The sequence below is a fragment of the Paenibacillus sp. Leaf72 genome (assembly GCF_001422685.1).
Classification (GTDB): Bacteria; Bacillota; Bacilli; order Paenibacillales; family Paenibacillaceae; genus Pristimantibacillus.
In genome coordinates, this window is the sequence record NZ_LMLV01000012.1 from 470,227 (window position 1) to 487,528 (window position 17,302).

The window sequence follows — 17,302 nt, forward strand, 5'->3', positions numbered from 1 at the left end:
TAAGGTACAAATGTTAAGTACGAATGCCAAGTGCAGATGATAAGGTACAAATGTTAAGTACGAATGTAAAGCAAGAATAAAAAGCGCTAGAAAAATACGAATGCAAAGGCAGAATAAATAACATGAAGTTTAATCATGGTAGGTTCCGCAGTTTGCGCCGCCAGCTTGCTGCGCTGCTGGCGGTTATGTTGCTCTGCGGCGTTGTATCCGCCGCAGAGCCTTGGGCGGCGGAGCGCATTGACGCCGCCTCAAGTGCAAAAGAGGAGCCGCCGCAAAGCTGGCTCCTCAAATGGAGCGACCCCGCGCAAGCAGCTGAGCTGCGCGGGACACTCGTGATCCGCCGCCAGGCTGAGGCGGCGGTCGACGTCGTACGTCCGGCCGAAGCATCGGCGGACGTCGAAGCATGGCTGCTCCGGCTGCGAAGCACGCCGGGCGTCGAATACGTGTACCCGAATGGACGGGTACACGCCTTAGAGCTGTCCGCCGCACAGCAGGCGGACGACAGCCCTCCAGCCGAGGCTGCCTACGGCGAGGCCTCAGCCCTCACAGCCGCCGCCGCGAAGGCAGCGGCGGCCAGCGATCCCGAGCTTGCGAAGCAAAGCTATCTCAAGCAGATCGGCGCGCTAGCCGCTTGGAAAACCGTGCGCGAGCAAACCGCGCTGACGATCGCGATTGTCGATACGGGCATCGATCTCGACCATCCCGATCTCAAAAAAAATCTAGTCCCCGGCATCAACTTAATCGACACGGATACGCCGCCTGAGGACAATAACGGCCACGGGACAAGCGTGGCCGGAGTAATTGCCGCTTCCGGCAACAATGGCATTGGCGTATCCGGCATTTTGTGGAAGGCGAAGCTGATGCCGATTAAAGCGCTTGATCATAATGGCGATGGGACAGAGCAGGATTTGGGCGAAGCGATTTTGTACGCGGTGCGCAAGCAGGCCAAGATCGTCGTGCTCTCTGTGGGATTATATCGTTATTCTCCTTATATGCAGGACATTGTAAATTATGCAGAGAGCAAAGGGGTGCTGCTGGTAGCAGCAGCGGGCAATGATGGACAGACGCTCGGAAGTATGGCAGCTGTAAAATACCCCGCCGCCTATTCGACGGTGCTGGCAGTTGGCGGCGTAAAAGCGGACAGTTCGCCAGATTTGCGTTCGAATCCCGGTACGGAGCTGGATTTGTCAGCAGCTTGGAACGTTTATACGACAGCGCTAGGCGGTAGCTACAAGAAGGAAGAGGGCACGTCGATGGCCGCACCTCAGGTAGCAGCAGCGGCGGCACTCATCTGGGCCCGTTATCCGAAGCTCAAAACGTATCAAGTCAGGGAGCTGCTGCGCCAAACGACGCGCAACATTGGCGAGTCGGGCTTCGATAATCGCACAGGCTATGGGCTGCTGCAAATCGATAAAGCGCTGAGCACACCTCTTATAGCAGATGGTTTTGAGCCGAATGATACGAGGGGCACAGCTGCCTTTCTCCCCTTGAATAAGCAAATATCTGCCGTACTCAATACGGGCAAGGATATCGACTGGTATACCGTGGAGGCGCCATATGACGGCAAGCTCACGATGAAGTACCAATCACTGACTGAATCAGGGGCTGCAATTCCCCCTATTCGGCTGCTGCATTATGTGAACGGTGTCCAGAAAAATACTTATACGACGAAGCTTGCCAGCGGCAATGCCGAGTTCACGGTAAAGAAAGGGACGCAAAAAATAGGCGTCCAGTTCATGAACAGCGATAACGGGACCCGTCAGCCCTATTTGCTGGACTCCTCTTTTATTATGAAACCTGATGCTTATGAATCGAATAACCAGACATACGAAGCGTTCGCTTTGTCGCCGCGCAGCCAGACGGTAGTGGGCAATTTCCATCAGAAGGCGGATCGCGACTGGTATGCGATTACCTTCAAGCAAAGCGGCACGCTGCGGCTTGCCTTGGAGGGGAATACGGCGCGAATCGACCCGGGCCTTGCCGTTCAGCGGGCCGGACAGTCGCTTCGAACCTATGATGAGGAGTCGGAGGGCCAGGCAGAAATATCGCCAACATTGACAGTAACACCCGGGAAATATTATATTCGTGTGCATAATGCTATTTCGTCTGAGGCCAGCCCCGTCATTGGGCAATATACGCTGAAAATCAATTATGTGCCGAAATACGATGATCCCAATGAGCCGAATAATCAATATTACGAAGGCTTGAGCATACGCAGCGGCACAGAATATGTAGGGGTCATTGACAGCAGCACCGATGTCGATTGGTTCCAGCTGCGCCTCACCCGAGCGAGCCAAATTGATTTGCAAGTGTTTAATGTTCCTTCAGGAAAGGTAATGCAAGTCATAGCATACGATAAAAAGCAGCAGCAGCTTTTTTCACAGAAAACAGGCAGCACAGGTAAGCTGGATGTGAAAAACAAGCGGCTTCCTGCGGGTGTTTATTATTTTAAACTGACAGCCAATGAGCCCTTCGACAAGCAATATTACCGTTTCAAGGTAACGGTCAAAACGGCCTTTGCCAGCGCTCCTGGGATTGCAGAGCAACAGCTTCCGGCCAGCGAAGCGGGAGGCAATGAAGCACGCCGCATGTTTAAAGTGGAGGACCCTGCCGTGGAAAGCAGTGGAGAGCCATTTGCAAAAGAGCGGCTGCTCGTGCAATAGCTGAGTAAATGAGTAATCAAGCGGCATACCGGAACTTAAGGCGAAAAAAAGGAGGCAGCTGGAGCACAGATGGGTTTGACTCAGGATATGTTGAACAACATGCAGACAGCCACAGGAGTAACGGGGCTGTTCTCCATCGTTGTAACGCTCGTAAGCATTGTACTTATATGGTTTATTATGCAGGAGATAAAATGGGAAGCGTTTTTTGCGTTTCCCCGCAGCCCCAAGGCTCGCATGTTTCAGGCGGTTATTGCGATCATATTGGGGCACGCTTTTGCCAGCTTCATTTTGGATTACTGGTCTTGGACGACAATGCTGAAGAGTTTTGTCGAATAACGAGAGCGGAATATGTTAACAATGGGTAGTACATGACGGACTTAAAATCCCGCCTGTTTCCGAACGCTATACAAGTGCGGGAATTTTGTTCCAGTATCAGGCAGGGCAACACCTAAAAGCATCGTTCAGCATAGGATGTTAGGGTCAGGATCGGGCTGCTTTAAATGCTGCGGTTACATGGAAATTTAAAGCTTGTCGATTAGTGTAGATAAGTGTTAATATGGAGTTTGGATTAAGACGGGAATTTTTCACTTTTAAACAATAATTTTAAAGCGAGAGACAGAAATTCAGTTCGCGGAGGGAACCATAAGATGACCAAAATTATCGTCCGCGGAGGCAAGCGTTTATCGGGAACGGTACGTGTCAGCGGTGCAAAAAATGCAGTACTCCCCATTCTAGCAGCCTCTTTACTTGCGACGGAAGGAGACAGCGTCATCTGTGACGTTCCCCTCCTCGACGATGTCATGACTATACAGAAGGTATTGGCATCATTAGGCGCAACGATATCGTATCAAGATACAACAATGAGAATTTCGGCGGGAACGATTGCTTCTTACGAGGCGCCTTATGAGCTGATTCGCAAAATGCGTGCTTCCTTCCTTGTTATGGGACCACTGCTTGCACGGATTGGCAAGGTGCGTATTTCGCTTCCGGGCGGCTGCGCGATTGGAACACGTCCGATTGATCAGCATTTGAAAGGCTTCGAAGCGATGGGAGCGGAAATTACGCTCGGACACGGCTTCATTGAAGCAAGCACAAGCACGCGTCTCAAGGGCGCAAAAATATATCTCGATGTAGCAAGCGTAGGCGCTACTGAGAACATTATGATGGCTGCTGCACTCGCAGAAGGCACAACACTGCTTGAAAATGCTGCAAAGGAACCGGAAATCGTCGACCTCGCTAATTATTTGAATGCGATGGGCGCGAAGGTTCGCGGCGCAGGCACAGGCCTCATTCGCATCGAAGGCGTTGAAAGCTTGCACGGTGTGACGCATCATGTTATTCCTGACCGTGTAGAAGCGGGCACTTATATGATTGCTGCAGCGATTACAGGCGGCGACGTGTTTGTAGAAGGAGCAATTGGCGATCATTTGACACCGGTCATTTCCAAGCTGCAAGAGATGGGCGTGGAGGTGCTGGAGTCGGATAACGGCATTCGGGTTAAAGCGGACCATCCGCTGAAATCGGTAGACGTGAAGACGTTGCCGCACCCGGGCTTCCCGACGGATATGCAATCGCAAATGATGGCGCTGCTGCTCGTATCCGAGGGTACGTCGGTCGTAACCGAAACGGTATTTGAGAATCGCTTCATGCATGTGGAAGAATTCCAGAAGATGAATGCACATATTAAGATCGAAGGCCGTTCCGCTATCGTTAGCGGAAATATGCCGCTAACTGGCGCGAAAGTATGTGCGACGGACCTGCGTGCAGGAGCAGCCTTGATCTGTGCAGCATTGCGTGCTGATGGCGAGACGGAAGTAACGGGTATCCACCACGTAGATCGCGGTTATGTAGATATTACAGGCAAACTGGCTTCGCTTGGAGCGCTTATTCACCGCGTTGAAGCGGAGGAGGAAGAGAAGCAGGCGGCTGTTGTGGAAAATGTACTTCAAGCTAAAGTGGTCGCTGCTGTAGAACAAGCGAAGGAAACGGCCGCTGTTATCGCAGCAGTTGAGCTGGATTCGGCTTCAAGCTTCAAGCGTGAGAAGGAAGCAACGGTTTTGAAGGTTCAGCCTACTTGGGCGTAACCATTTTAATAAGCATAAGAGCAGAGCTGTTTGCAGACGCGCCGGATGGGGCGATGTGAACGGCTCTTTTTTTGAAATTAAAGCCTTATAAGCTGCTCTTTTGTACCCGCGTTTCTATTTTCTCCGTTATACGAGCGTTGCCATCCATAACGGGCAGCGCCGTTTGCATTTTAAATATAAAGATTGTTTTCGTGTGGTATGATGAAAGCATAATTTGTAAGCGTATAACTTTCTGGATAATGAGAAGGAGATTTTATGGCTACTATTCATGATGTCGCGAAGAAGGCGAAAGTATCGGTTACGACGGTCTCCCGCGTATTAAACAACAGGGGGTATATTAGCGAGACGACTCGCAATAAGGTGTTCCAGACGATGAAGGAGCTGAATTATCAGCCGAACGAGCTGGCGCGTTCTTTGCTGCGCAAGCAGTCCAATGTGATCGGGCTCATTATTCCAAATGTGGCGCATCCTTTCTTCGCTGAGCTGGCCAGCTATGTTGAACGTTATGCCTACGAGAACGGCTATAAAATTATGCTCTGCAACTCGCATCTTGATCCTGTGAAGGAGAAGGAATACATCGATATGCTCAAGCGCAACCGGGTAGACGGCATTATTATGGGCAGCCATACGCTTGAGGTTAAGGAGTACAAGGAGCTGCATTCCCCGATTGTGACGATAGACCGGCAGATTAGCGAGGAAATCCCGTTTATTTCATCGGACAATTACGAGGGTGGCAGGCTCGCGGCACAGCTGCTTGTAGACAAAGGGTGCAGAAAAATTGCGCATATTTGCGGGAATTTAGAGCTTCAGCTGCTGGCGAACCAGCGAACGGCTGCCTTTCGTGACGTGATGGCGGAAAATGAGATTGAGCCAATTATCATCCAGACGGATATGAACGTATTCGACGAGCAGCAGTACGAGCAGATTATGAGCCGTCTGTTCGCGGAGCATCCTGATATCGATGGTTTGTTTGCGACAAGCGATATTATCGCTTCCTTCGCGGTGAAGGAATGCCGCAAGGCGGACAAGTCTATTCCGGAGCAGATCAAAATAGTAGGCTATGATGATGTGAGCGCGGCCAATTGGATAACGCCGGCGCTAACGACGATTCGCCAGCCGATTGCCGAAATCGGACGGATCGCGGTTGATTCAATCATCCGGCAAATGAACGATGAGCCGCTGGAGCACCGGTATGTTTTGGATGTCGAGCTGGTGGAGCGCCTGACGACTTAGGAACAGCTGAAATCCCTTATACAGCAAGGGATTTTTATTTTTATTATTGAATGTCAATCGTTTGACATGTCAAACGATTGACATATTTTTTGACACCGACTATAATACGTTATGAAAGCGGTTTATAAATCGGTTCCAGCATAGAATATTTATCATTTAGAATCGGGGGACGAACGAATGAAATCTTGGAAAAGCTTGCAGGCTCTGCTCGTATCTTTAGTGATGGTTATGGTCGTAACAGCGTGCGGAGGAAATGCCGGCTCAACACCTGCAGATTCATCCACAGCTGAAGGCAGCGCAAATAGTGGAAGTGCTTCAGGAGAGGTGAAAATTACGCTGCTGAATTCCAAAGGGGAAATTCAAACGCAGCTTGAAGATGCAGCGAAAGCGTTTAAAGAGGATTATCCGAATATTACGCTGGAAATCATTCCGGTTCCGGCAGGACAGTCGCCATTCGAGAAAGCATCCGCGCTGTATGCGGCGAACAGCCCGTCGACGATTACGATGCTGGATACAGGGGATGTCGAGAAGTTCAAAGATCGCCTCCTCGATCTGAGCGGGGAAAAATGGATGTCCGACAAGGTCGACGGCAGCACGGATCTGACAACCTTCGATGGCAAAAACTATGCGTTCCCGCTTTCAATTGAAGGCTACGGTTTTATTTACAACAAAGCGGTCGTAGACAAAGCGGTTGGTGGCAGCTTCGATCCGGCAACCATTACGACGACACAAGCACTGGAAGATTTGTTTAAAAAGATCGAAGCCTCCGGTACTGGCGCGCTCATCGTCTCGCCAATGGATTGGTCGCTTGCAGCCCACTACCTTCCGCTCGCTTATGCTGGACAATCAGCAGATAAAGCGGTGGTAAACCAGTTTATTACTGATCTGAAGGCTGGCAGCGTAGATCTTTCGTCCAACAGCGTATTTAACGGCCTCATGGATACGTTCGACATCATGAAGGAGCATAACATCGATAAAGCTTCGCCGCTCGCAGGCACCTATGAGAAGGGTCCTGAGGTGCTGGGCAAAGGCGAGGTTGGCATCTGGTTCCAGGGCAACTGGGCTTGGCCGCAAATCAGCAGCTTTGATACGGCGAGCGGCGCATATGGCTTCCTGCCAGTGCCGATCAGCAATAACCCGGATGATTTCGGCAATACGCAAATTTCCGCAGCTGTCTCGAAACGCCTTGTTCTAGACAAAGAGAAAAGCACGCCAGAGCAGCAGTCGGCAGCAAAAACGTTCCTGGAGTGGATGGTCTACAAAGAGAAAGGCCAAGACTTCCTGATCAATAAAGCGAACATCGTGCCTGCGTTCAAAAACATTACACTGGAGCCGCAAGACCCGCTCGCTAAGTCGATTGGGGCCTATATCACTGGAGGTAAAATCGAGGAATCGATGAGTGCGCTCCCAGCAGATCACTGGAGCAAGGTAGGCGCTTCGATGCAAAAATATTTGGCTGGAGCAGCTGACCGCGCCACGCTTGCCAAGGAAATTCAGGAATACTGGACAACTGTAAAGTAGCGTGAACTAGACGACAAACAACAGCTTAGAAGAGGATGCGATGGACAGGCCTGCATGACTTGTCCATCGCTTCGCTTCCATGAAACGTTAGTGAGGGATTACGATGATATCGGAAAAAGGACTTTGGAGCCGTCTTCGGCTGCGGCTATTGTTCACCGGGCCTACTCTGTTTGCTTTTGCCACCGTCATGATAGTACCGTTTTTGTACGGGATTTATTTAACCTTTACGAATTGGGATGGCATTTCCACGACGAGTACGATGGTCGGTTTCGAAAACTATGCCTACGTATGGAAAGACGCGGTATTTTGGAAGTCATTTTATTTGACGCTTAAATATGTGTTTATAAGTGTGGCGCTCGTCAATGTGGTGGCCTTTTTGCTAGCCTATTTTTTATCAAGCGGCTTGAAGGGCCAGAGCTTTTTTCGGGCCGGATTTTTCATTCCAAATTTGGTCGGCGGCATTGTGCTTGGATTTGTATGGCAATTTATTTTCTCGAACGTACTCGTATCGATTGGACAAAAAGCAGGCATCTCCGTATTCGGCACGTCCTGGCTCGCTGATCCGGATAAAGCATTTTTGGCGCTTATAATTGTAACGGTGTGGCAATATGCTGGTTATATGATGGTTATTTATGTGGCGGGTCTCATGAATGTGCCGAAGGATATTATGGAGGCGGCCAGCATTGATGGGGCAACGGCATTCCGCAAGCTGCGGACGATGATTTTGCCGCTGATGGTGCCATCTTTTATCGTATGTGTATTTTTATCGCTGCAGCGCACGTTTATGGTTTACGATTTGAACCTGACGCTGACGAAGGGCGGACCGTTCAAAAGCACGGAAATGGTCTCGATGCATGTGTATGAGAAAGCGTTCCTCTCAAGAGATTATGGGGTAGGGCAGGCGGAAGCGCTTGTACTGTTCCTGCTCGTAGCGGGCATTACGCTATTGCAAGTGTATTTCAGCAAGAAGCTGGAGGTGGAGGCCTGATGAAGCGCTGGAAAGCCTCTATGGAATGGAGCAAGTTTATTGTTTTGCTGGTTGGCCTTGTGGCCTTCGTCTTTCCATTTATTTTGCTAATCGTCAATTCCTTTAAGGAAAATAAAGCGATCACCGCTTCGCCGCTTTCTCTGCCTGACAGCTTCAATCTGGCGAATTACGAGTCGGCGTTTACGAAAATGAATTATGTATCCGCGTTTACGAACACGGTTATCATTACGGTGCTGAGCGTATTGCTTATCTCGGTGCTTGCGGCCATGACAGCCCATTTCTTTGTGCGAAACCAAAGCAAATTTAATCAATATACGTTTTTCCTGATGGTAGCAGCGATGATTATCCCGTTCCAGGCGATTATGATTCCGCTTGTGAAGGTGTATGGCAATCTGCATTTGCTGGATAACAAGTGGACGCTGATTTATATGTATCTCGGCTTTGGAAGCCCGCTTGCGGTGTTCATTTATCATGGTTTTGTGAAAAGCATTCCGGCGGAGCTGGAGGAGGCCGCAATGATTGATGGCTGCACGCGGACACAGACGTTTTTCCGCATTGTGTTCCCTGTACTCGCACCAACGTCGGTGACAATTGCGATTTTGAATGTATTATGGATCTGGAACGACTTCCTGCTTCCATCGCTTGTGCTGACCTCTTCGGAGCAGCGTACGCTGCCGCTCTCGACCTTTTATTTCTATGGCACTTATACCGTCGATTACGGGCCGCTGATGGCAGGACTGCTGCTAACTATTTTACCGATACTCGTCGTCTATTTGTTCGCACAGAAATTTATTATTCAAGGCGTCATGCAAGGCTCCATTAAATAAACGCGTAAGAATAGGATGATTGATCATGTTGTATACGCTCGACAATGCCGAGCAGTTTGTGGCGGAAAGAAAGCATCTGCTGCGGCCGCAGTACCGTCTTGGCTATCATTTAATGGCGGAGTTTGGCTGGATGAACGACCCGAACGGCTTTATTTTTCACAATGGGCATTATCATTTGTTTTATCAATATTATCCGTATCAGCCGGTATGGGGACCGATGCATTGGGGCCATGCCATCAGCCGTGATTTGGTTTCGTGGGAGTATGCTCCGGTTGCGCTCGCTCCAGACCAGCCGTATGACAGTGGGGGCTGCTTCTCTGGAAGCGCGATTGTCCATGAAGGCAAGCTTCATCTTATGTATACGGGGCATGTCGTGACAGGCCCGAATGGGGATACGGACTATTATCAGACGCAAAATATAGCGGTATCAGATGATGGCCGGGCATTCGCTAAGCTGGCGAGCAATCCGGTGCTGGGGCTGGAGCAAATTCCGGCTGGAGCGAGCCGCAAAGATTTTCGTGATCCGAAGGTGTTTGAGCGTGACGGCTCCTATTATACAGTCATCGGCTCGAATGATGGTGCAGGGCATGGCTTGATTTTGCTCTATCGTTCACAGAATCTCGTGAATTGGACCTTTGTTGGCGAGATGGCGCGCAGCGATGGACAGATGGGCGACAATTGGGAATGCCCGGATTTGTTCCCGCTAGGGGACTATGATGTACTGATGATGTCGCCGCAGCGGATGCCAGCACAAGGCGACAACTATCGTAATTTGCATTCCACCACTTATATGGTAGGAAAATTAAATACGGAGACAGGGTTATTCTCGTATGACGGCTATGAGCCGATTGATTACGGCTTTGATTTTTATGCGCCGCAGACAGCGCTGGACTCGCAAGGACGGCGCATTGTCATCGGCTGGATGGAAACGTGGGAGCAGGAAATTCCGACCCAGCTCGGACATTATTGGGCCGGGGCGATGACGCTGCCGCGTGAAGCTGTGCTGCGCAGCAGCGATAGAAAGCTGCTGTTTCAGCCGCTGGAAGAGCTGAAGGCGTACCGCCGTGACGGTTTTGAGCTGAGGGAGTTGGAGCTTGCGGGGGAGCAGCTGCTCGCTGTCCGGGGAGATTGCTATGAGCTTGAAGTGGTGCTCCGTATCGGCAGCGCCCGTGAGCTTGGCTTGAAGCTGCGGACGAATGGGGCGGGAGAAGAGACTGTACTTGCTTATCATGCGGAAGAAGGGCTGTTCCGCTTCAATCGGGATTGTTCCGGTATCGGGCAAGGCGGCGAAAGAAGGACGGCCATTGCACTTGCGGAAGGCGGCGAGCTTTCGCTGCGCATTTTCGTCGATCAGTCGTCGGTGGAGGTGTTTCTCCAAGGCGGGGAAAAAGTGATGACCGGACGTATTTACCCGGGCGAAGCCTCGACAGGCATTGCCGCCTTCGCCTCGGGCGGAACGGGTACACTCGTTTCATTTAAAAAATGGGATATTGAACGCCAGCTTTAATGCGGCTTCAATGCCGCTTCCTTATAAGCGAGGGTAACATCGCGGCTAGTTTAGAGCGGCGCTGGAAACGTGAGCGTGACTGGCGCATGCCAGGTTTGAGAACAGGACAGAGGTTGTGTCCTGTTCTCTTTTTTATTTTCAGCAGCAGAAACGATGAATGTTCTTGCAGCGCGGTACTAGCTAGGGCTGATCCTCGGTCAGGCTTGTTCATTCTCCGTTCATTTTTTCATGCTATATTCGTCACGAATATGTCAGTCGGAGGGTGGAATACAGTCGATGAAAAAGTGGAAGCTATGGCTTGGTATTATCCTTGTAGTAGGCGCGGCCGGTGGAGGCGGTGCCTATTATTATTTGAAGATGGGGCAGCCGGCGACGGTGCAGGCAGCAACCTCACAAACGGTGAAAGCGACGCGGGGCAATATTGAGCTGAAAATAAGCGCGACAGGCAGTGTAGAAGCCAACTCTCGCGAAACCGTAACGTCCGGCGTATCCGGTACGATTGCAAAGCTGAACTTCAAAGTCGGCGATAAGGTGAAGGCAGGCCAAGTGCTGGCAACGTTTGAATCCGAGAAGGACTACGATAGCCAGATTGAGCAGACGGAGCTTTCGATTAAGAAGCAGCAAGTGCAGATGGAGCAATATCAGACCAAATATAAGGAAGCTGCGGGCACGGAGGATGAACTGGCGACCCAGCAAAGCATCAAAACGGATATGGAAATGCTGGCGCTTGAAATCAAGCAAAACCAAGACAGCCTGACCACGATGAGGGAAGATCAACTGAAGGTGACTGAGGTTGTGGCGACGATTGATGGCGAGGTGACGGAAAGCGAGGTTTCCGTTGGTGACGAGGTTGTAGCGAATACGGTTATTGCGTCTATCGTCAATTACGATTTGCTTGATTTTGTTGTGCAGGTCGATGAGCTGGATATTCCATCGGTCAAAGTAGGCCAAGTGGTGCAAGTTTATTTGAGCGCCCTGACGGACAAGACAATCGAAGGCAAAGTAGCCAGCTTGGCTCGTGAGGGTACGGCATCGAATGGCGTATCCGCTTATGAGGTGACGATTTCGCTTGATACGATTGATGGCGTGATGACGGGCATGTCGGGGGAAGCGGACATTATTTTGGAGTCCAGAAATGATGTCGTCGTTGTACCGGTAGACGCTGTTATTGAACGTGGCGGCAAATCCTTCGTTCGCGTGCCAACGGGCACGCAAAGTGCGAGCGGGACACAAGGTACAAGCGGGGCAGCAGGGGCACAAGGAAATGCTGGAGCGTCAGGTGGACAAGGCACGGATGGAGCTGCAGGAGCTCAAGGCTCGAACGGTGCGCAAGGTGCTACGGGCACACAAGGTCAAGGCGCACCAGGAGCTCAAGGTGCCGGCGAGACACAAGGCGCTGCCGGTGCTCAAGGTACGAGTGGTGCACAGGGAGCGGCAGGCGCTCAAGGTACAAACGATGCTCAAGGCGGCACGAGTGCACAAGGAACACGCGGAGCACAAGGTGGAATCGGTGGCCAAGCTGCGGGCGGAGCTGTCCAAGGTACAGCTGGCACCCAGGGAACACGTGGAACACAAGGCGCAGCGGGTACTCAAGGTACTGGAGCAGCAGGTACGGGCGGAACGGCGCAAGGCACAACAAACATGCAGCGCGGCGGCGCTCAGATGGAAGGGCAGTTAGTCGAAGTAGAAGCGGGAATCAGCGATGAAACGTATGTGGAAATTATTTCGGGGCTGAATGAAGGCGACTCCGTGCTCATTCCAACGCCGCAGGGCACAGTGGGCATGACAACAACGACGACCCAGCAAAATCAAGCGACTATGGGAGGCGGCATGATGCAAGGTGGCTTCGGCGGTGGAGGTGGCGGATTCGGCGGCGGTGGAGGCGGATTCACTGGCGGCGGCGGAGCAGGCGGTGGTCGCCCATGAGGAACGAGGGCAGCGGCATTCTAATCGACATTAACCATCTCGTCAAAAATTACGTGATGGGCCGGGAAACTGTGACGATTCTTAAAGGCGTATCCTTTCAGGTGGAAAAAGGCGATTTTGTCGCCATTGTCGGGCCTTCCGGCTCGGGAAAATCAACGATGATGAATGTCATCGGCTGTCTGGATACGCCGACCGACGGCAGCTACAAGCTGGACGGCATTGAGGTGCGAGGAATGAGCGAGAATAAGCTGGCGGATATTCGCAACAAGAAGATCGGGTTTATTTTTCAGGGCTTTCACTTGCTGCCACGGCTTACCGCGCTTGAAAATTGCGAGCTGCCGCTCATTTATCGAGGGCTTCCTGCGAAGCAGCGCCGGGCTATGGCGATGAAGGCACTGGAGCAGGTCGGCCTTGGAGAGCGGGTGCATCACCGTCCGAGCGAGCTGTCGGGCGGACAGCAGCAGCGGGTTGCCATCGCTCGGGCGCTGGCGACAAACCCGCCGATTTTGCTGGCGGATGAGCCGACTGGAGCACTCGATATGAAGACGGGGCAGGAAGTGCTGCAGCTCATGGAAGACTTGAATCGGCAGGGCCACACGATTGTGCTGATTACGCATGATATGGAGGTCGCTCATCGGGCAAGCCGTACGGTTATTATGCGGGACGGCGTGCTGACCGAGGAAAGGAGGGAAAGGGATGAAGCTGACGCAAGGGTTCAGGATGGCGATCAAGAGCGTCTTGTCAAGCAAGCTTAGAACAGCCCTCTCCATGCTGGGCATATTGATCGGCGTAGCTACAGTTATCGCGCTAGTCGGTATGGGGCAAGGCTCGACGAAGCAAGTGGAGGAGCAGGTTGCCAGCCTTGGCACCAACTCCTTGTCGGTGACCATAACAGGCCGCGGAACGGCAACCTCCCTTTCACTCGACGATGCCATGGCTTTGGCTGATATTCCGAATGTAGAGGGCGTATCTCCGACGGTCAGTGGCAGTGCAACGGTGAAATATGCGAAAAATAGTACGAGCGTGACGGTAGAGGGCATTACGCCGGATTACGAGCAGGTGAGCGATTTCAGCGTGCAGTCCGGCAGATACATCGCTTCGATGGATGTGAAAAACACCCAAAAGGTTGCATTAATTGGGGTTGATACGGCCACGGAGCTATTTGAAGAAGAGGACCCGATTGGCAAAACGATTCAAGTGAACGGCAGCCACTTTACGATCGTCGGGCTTTTGGAGGCGAAAGGCAGCTCGCTCACCGGCTCCAACGATGAAAAAATTGCGATTCCAATTACGACGGCGCAAAAGCTTTTTGATAGTGTCGGCGTTCGTACAGTCGCTCTCAAGGTGACCGATCTTGATCTGATGGATATAACCGTTGCAGCGCTTGAGGCCAAGCTGCTGGAAAAATTCAGGGGCGATGACAGCAGCTACCGGGTGTTCAACCAGCAGGATGCGGTAGAGACGCTTAATTCGGTCAACGAGACGATGAATACGATGCTGCTTTATGTGGCAGCTATTACGCTGCTTGTCGGCGGCATTGGAGTCATGAATATTATGCTGGTGTCCGTTACGGAGCGGACGCGGGAAATCGGCATTCGCAAGTCGCTGGGTGCAAAGCGCAGAGATATTTTGTTCCAGTTTCTTGTGGAGGCCGTTGTCATTAGCGGCATGGGCGGCGCGCTTGGCATCGGGTTCGGTTATTTGGGCTCCTATGTCATTGGGGTGGTGAATGGGACGGATACTTCGGTTCCGTTTAATACGGTCATTTTGTCGTTTGCCTTCTCTGCTTTTGTCGGAATCGTGTTCGGCATTTTCCCGGCCAATAAAGCTTCGAGGCTGAAGCCAGTCGACGCGCTGCGCCACGATTAGCTCTCTTTTCTGTTCTACCCTATTAAATCCGCTCATAGAATGGACTATCCAGTTAAGCAGGATGGCATTGCTATAATAAGGTAGCGGAAGGAGCAGGGATGAGACGAAGGAGAATCGAACACAGAGTGTCAGAAGCGCTGCAGCGCTTGAAGAGCAGCCGCTGGGTGCCTATTTTTTCAATAGGTCTATTGCTTGGCATTACCGTAGCTTTAATGAAAGTTTCCCTCGGAGGTATACCGGCCCGCATGCCCGCGACTCTAGCGAATGCACAGCCAGGAGGGGCAGTGGAGACAGTCTTAGAGCAGCCCGGCACGGGCAGCGGCAGCGGGGCGAATAAAGTCGAAGCGGGCAGCGCTGTTATCGCGCAGCATATGGGCGGGCTGTTGCCCAAAACGACAGGCGCGCTTAACGGGCTCATCGTACGCACTTATATGATGAAGGAACAGCGTACGGAAAGCTTGCCGCTGGAGGAATATGTGCGCGGCGTTATCGCGGCGGAAATGCCAGCCGATTTTGAGCTGGAAGCGCTCAAGGCGCAGGCGATAGCTGCACGCACCTATATCGTACGCCGCCTCGCTTCCGGGGATGACAGCGGCGTGGAAAATATAGAGGCAGATGTAACGGATACGATTGCCCATCAAGCCTATTTGCCGCTCGCGCAGCTGAAGCAGCATTGGCAAGGAGCCAAGCAGACGGCTAATATGAAAAAGCTGAATGAAGCGGTGAAGCAGACGGAGGGACTAATCGTCACGTATAATGGCGAGCCGATCCAAGCCGCTTTCTTTTCCACAAGCAGCGGATATACGGAAAATTCCGAAGACTATTGGTCGGGTGAGATTCCTTATTTGCGCAGCGTCGCGAGTCCATGGGACATCGAGCTGTCGCCGCGATACAAAGAAAGCGTGGAGCTGACGCTGGCGCAATTTTATGAGAAGCTTGGCCTTCAGGGGGAGAGCAGGGTTCAGCCTTCCATTCGGGTATTAGCTGCAACAGCAGGAAAAAGCATCAGCAAAATCGAAATCGCCGGAACGGTATTTACTGGCCGCGAGGTGCGCGAACGATTGGGACTAGCCTCAGCCGCTTTTACATGGCAAATGAACGATAAGGCCATTTCCATTACAACTTATGGGTATGGACATGGCGTCGGCATGAGCCAATGGGGAGCGAACGGAATGGCAAAGCTAGGCTATTCGGCGAAAGATATATTAACCTATTACTATACGGGTGCAAAGGTAGAGCAGGCTTCCAAGTTCTCGGCAGCGCTGCTTGGGCACTCCTAGCGCAGGTAAACACAGGCTTTTTCGAAATCTTAAAGTCTCTATATTTTTATCCATCATTCCATCTACCCTCACGTATAAACCTAGCGAATCTGGCAACAATGGCTAGTGAGGTGATAGAAATGAACAATCAAAACAAACCAAAGCAAGGCTCAGAGGAAACTCCCAAAAATGGACTGGGAGCATCATCTGCCGCGGGTTCAGGCAATGGATTTAAAAGGCTGCTGGCACGCAAATGGGTATCGCCAGCAATATTTATGGCCGCGGCAGCAATTATCGTAACCTTAATGTGGGTCTACCAGGGAGCGGATGACAGCAAGCAAACGACAGCCTCAGAACATCCGGACCAAACGGAAGCCACAGTAGGCGAGGGTACGGTAACACAACCGGAGGGCGCAGTTGATGAAGTCATTCGCGAAGGCGAGCAATTGCAATGGCCGGTTGTGAACAAGGACGCGCTGCAAATCGAGACACCTTTCTATGATGCTAACGCCAGCAGCGATGAGCGGCAGGCAGCTATGGTGCAGATGGGAAATACTTTCTCGCCGCACATGGGTATCGATCTTGTAGACCCGAATGACCAGCCGTTTGATGTGGTAGCCGCTATGTCGGGCAAAGTGAGCCTCGTGCTCAATCATCCGACGAATGGCAGCATTATCGAAATCAACCATGGCGACGGTCTTGTGACCACTTACCAAAGCCTTAGCGACGTGAACGTGGCGGTAGGCGATGAAGTGAAGCAGGGAACGATTATTGCCAAAGCGGCTCGCAACGAGCAGGAAAAGGATTTGGGCGTCCATCTGCACTTTGAAGTGCGTGAAAACGGAAAAGCCGTCAATCCAAGCACCGTAGTCGGCGCGCAATAAACGCTGGCAAAATAGGTCTTCAGGCCTTGCAGGCAGGGGAATATCCCCTGCCTGTTTTGTATTTTTATGAAAATTTTATGACAAACTGGCTTGTCAGGCTTGGCCATAAAGAATATATACCCGCGCCCCTCATATAATGTACCAAACTATCTCGAGTAGGGAGGCGGGAACGTGCACGATTACATCAAAGAGCGAACCATTAAAATAGGCCGTTGCATCGTGGAGACGAAGCACACGGTACGAACGATCGCCAAGGAGTTCGGCGTATCTAAGAGTACGGTCCATAAGGATTTAACCGAACGGCTGCCGGAAATTAACCCCGACCTGGCGGATCAGGTGAAGCACATTTTGGAGTATCACAAGTCAATCCGCCATCTGCGCGGGGGAGAAGCAACGAAAATCAAATATAAGAAAACGAGCACGAAGAAGAGGGAAGTTCTGGCAGCCGGGAAAACATAATTTATTCGCAAATTATTACAAACGGGTAGAGGATTTTATAGTTTTTTGGCGAATAATGTACGTTAGGGGTTTCTACGTCGTG

14 protein-coding genes are annotated in these 17,302 nt (G+C 51.5%); all 14 read left to right on the top strand.

The window, feature by feature from the left end:
- The first annotated feature begins 122 nt into the window (after positions 1 to 122).
- On the top strand, positions 123 to 2,663 hold the full coding sequence (locus tag ASF12_RS16800; protein WP_056036804.1) for a S8 family peptidase: 2,541 nt from the start codon (positions 123 to 125) through the stop codon (positions 2,661 to 2,663).
- 69 nt (positions 2,664 to 2,732) lie between these two features.
- A complete protein-coding gene (locus ASF12_RS16805; protein ID WP_056036807.1) occupies positions 2,733 to 2,999 on the top strand; it encodes a DUF1146 domain-containing protein in 267 nt (88 codons plus the stop codon).
- Between the two features lie 311 nt (positions 3,000 to 3,310).
- The gene (gene murA, locus ASF12_RS16810) at positions 3,311 to 4,747 is read left to right on the top strand and encodes a UDP-N-acetylglucosamine 1-carboxyvinyltransferase (RefSeq protein ID WP_056036811.1); all 1,437 of its coding nucleotides are present in this window, start codon (positions 3,311 to 3,313) and stop codon (positions 4,745 to 4,747) included.
- Between the two features lie 255 nt (positions 4,748 to 5,002).
- Complete coding sequence (locus ASF12_RS16815) at positions 5,003 to 5,980, top strand: LacI family DNA-binding transcriptional regulator (RefSeq protein WP_056036814.1); 978 nt, start codon at positions 5,003 to 5,005, stop codon at positions 5,978 to 5,980.
- Between the two features lie 177 nt (positions 5,981 to 6,157).
- Positions 6,158 to 7,501: an ABC transporter substrate-binding protein gene (locus ASF12_RS16820; protein ID WP_056036816.1), complete on the top strand. Its 1,344-nt coding sequence runs from the start codon at positions 6,158 to 6,160 to the stop codon at positions 7,499 to 7,501.
- A gap of 103 nt (positions 7,502 to 7,604) precedes the next feature.
- Positions 7,605 to 8,489 (top strand): carbohydrate ABC transporter permease, encoded by an 885-nt coding sequence (locus ASF12_RS16825; RefSeq protein ID WP_056036819.1) that lies wholly within the window; start codon positions 7,605 to 7,607, stop codon positions 8,487 to 8,489.
- Entirely contained in the window at positions 8,489 to 9,316 is an 828-nt protein-coding gene (locus ASF12_RS16830; protein ID WP_056036821.1) for a carbohydrate ABC transporter permease, read from the top strand. Before ASF12_RS16825 ends, ASF12_RS16830 begins: the two co-directional genes overlap by 1 nt.
- 25 nt (positions 9,317 to 9,341) lie before the next feature.
- Positions 9,342 to 10,823, top strand: coding sequence for a glycoside hydrolase family 32 protein (locus tag ASF12_RS16835; protein WP_081418856.1), 1,482 nt, complete (start codon positions 9,342 to 9,344; stop codon positions 10,821 to 10,823).
- A 276-nt stretch (positions 10,824 to 11,099) separates the two neighbouring features.
- Positions 11,100 to 12,749, top strand: a complete 1,650-nt coding sequence (locus tag ASF12_RS35220; RefSeq protein ID WP_056036824.1) for an efflux RND transporter periplasmic adaptor subunit — start codon at positions 11,100 to 11,102, stop codon at positions 12,747 to 12,749.
- A complete protein-coding gene (locus tag ASF12_RS16845; protein ID WP_056036827.1) occupies positions 12,746 to 13,504 on the top strand; it encodes an ABC transporter ATP-binding protein in 759 nt (252 codons plus the stop codon). Before ASF12_RS35220 ends, ASF12_RS16845 begins: the two co-directional genes overlap by 4 nt.
- Positions 13,446 to 14,618 carry an ABC transporter permease gene (locus ASF12_RS16850; RefSeq protein WP_056036831.1) on the top strand — a complete coding sequence of 391 codons (1,173 nt, stop codon included), beginning with the start codon at positions 13,446 to 13,448 and terminating at the stop codon, positions 14,616 to 14,618. Before ASF12_RS16845 ends, ASF12_RS16850 begins: the two co-directional genes overlap by 59 nt.
- A 98-nt stretch (positions 14,619 to 14,716) precedes the next feature.
- Positions 14,717 to 15,898, top strand: coding sequence for a stage II sporulation protein D (gene spoIID, locus ASF12_RS16855; RefSeq protein WP_063892571.1), 1,182 nt, complete (start codon positions 14,717 to 14,719; stop codon positions 15,896 to 15,898).
- Between the two features lie 119 nt (positions 15,899 to 16,017).
- Positions 16,018 to 16,761, top strand: a complete 744-nt coding sequence (locus tag ASF12_RS16860; protein WP_056036834.1) for a M23 family metallopeptidase — start codon at positions 16,018 to 16,020, stop codon at positions 16,759 to 16,761.
- A 171-nt stretch (positions 16,762 to 16,932) separates the two neighbouring features.
- Positions 16,933 to 17,220, top strand: a complete 288-nt coding sequence (gene spoIIID / locus ASF12_RS16865) for a sporulation transcriptional regulator SpoIIID (protein WP_046231346.1) — start codon at positions 16,933 to 16,935, stop codon at positions 17,218 to 17,220.
- The last annotated feature ends 82 nt before the right edge of the window (positions 17,221 to 17,302 follow it).

Excerpts from the sequence above, each read along its gene's own strand:
- ASF12_RS16815 (WP_056036814.1), top strand. The coding sequence starts at position 5,003 with ATGGCTACTATTCATGATGTCGCGAAGAAGGCGAAAGTATCGGTTACG.
- ASF12_RS35220 (WP_056036824.1), top strand. The coding sequence starts at position 11,100 with ATGAAAAAGTGGAAGCTATGGCTTGGTATTATCCTTGTAGTAGGCGCG.
- ASF12_RS16830 (WP_056036821.1), top strand. The coding sequence starts at position 8,489 with ATGAAGCGCTGGAAAGCCTCTATGGAATGGAGCAAGTTTATTGTTTTG.
- ASF12_RS16835 (WP_081418856.1), top strand. The coding sequence starts at position 9,342 with ATGTTGTATACGCTCGACAATGCCGAGCAGTTTGTGGCGGAAAGAAAG.
- murA (WP_056036811.1), top strand. The coding sequence starts at position 3,311 with ATGACCAAAATTATCGTCCGCGGAGGCAAGCGTTTATCGGGAACGGTA.
- ASF12_RS16860 (WP_056036834.1), top strand. The coding sequence starts at position 16,018 with ATGAACAATCAAAACAAACCAAAGCAAGGCTCAGAGGAAACTCCCAAA.
- ASF12_RS16800 (WP_056036804.1), top strand. The coding sequence starts at position 123 with ATGAAGTTTAATCATGGTAGGTTCCGCAGTTTGCGCCGCCAGCTTGCT.
- ASF12_RS16845 (WP_056036827.1), top strand. The coding sequence starts at position 12,746 with ATGAGGAACGAGGGCAGCGGCATTCTAATCGACATTAACCATCTCGTC.
- ASF12_RS16805 (WP_056036807.1), top strand. The coding sequence starts at position 2,733 with ATGGGTTTGACTCAGGATATGTTGAACAACATGCAGACAGCCACAGGA.
- ASF12_RS16850 (WP_056036831.1), top strand. The coding sequence starts at position 13,446 with ATGAAGCTGACGCAAGGGTTCAGGATGGCGATCAAGAGCGTCTTGTCA.
- spoIID (WP_063892571.1), top strand. The coding sequence starts at position 14,717 with ATGAGACGAAGGAGAATCGAACACAGAGTGTCAGAAGCGCTGCAGCGC.
- ASF12_RS16825 (WP_056036819.1), top strand. The coding sequence starts at position 7,605 with ATGATATCGGAAAAAGGACTTTGGAGCCGTCTTCGGCTGCGGCTATTG.
- ASF12_RS16820 (WP_056036816.1), top strand. The coding sequence starts at position 6,158 with ATGAAATCTTGGAAAAGCTTGCAGGCTCTGCTCGTATCTTTAGTGATG.